The 619-nt window shown below is 47.3% G+C and carries 1 pseudogene; it reads left to right on the plus strand.

Annotated elements, in window-relative coordinates:
• Positions 1 to 38 precede the first annotated feature (38 nt).
• Positions 39 to 619, plus strand: a pseudogene (locus R7Q11_RS27500) (tellurium resistance protein); the annotation flags it as partial.

The following is a 619-nucleotide window of genomic DNA, read 5'->3' on the forward strand; positions in this document are numbered from 1 at the left end:
AAAATCAATTCGGAGTAGATTTGAACTGGAAAAGACTTGTGCAGTTTTATAGTGTCCCGCCTTCTCAAGCGGCGCTGGCACTGGGTATGATCGGGCTTGGCCAAGCGTGGGCGCTCTATGTTCCCGATATTGGTACGCCAATTCGTCCTTTTCTGGCTTCATTTGGCGCGTTATTGCTCGCTCCCGTTCTGATTAAGTACGCCACCAATCCTCGCCTATTTATGGCGGATATTAAGCACCCGTTAAGTGGTAGTTTAATGGCACCAATGAGTATGGCATTATTGATCCTGACCGATTATCTCGCGTCGGTTGCACCACTCATTGCCTATCCCCTTTGGTGTTTAGCTGTACTGCTTCATTTTACAATGATGGTGCTGTTTTTTGGCTTCCAGCTCATGAACTTCAAAATGTCGAACATCGTCCCGAGCTGGTTTCTCTACCCTGTTGGATTAATCAGTAGCTCGTTGGCTGGTTCGCAATTCGGTCATAATCTATTTTCCGAAACCCTCGCGATCATGTGTATCGGCATTTACTTCTTTATGCTGCCACTGGTGTTGTATCGCTTGGTGTTTTTTGGCTCACTGCCAAGACGAGCAAGACCAACGCTCGCGATTATGGC

The sequence above is a fragment of the Vibrio sp. 970 genome, assembly GCF_033339075.1.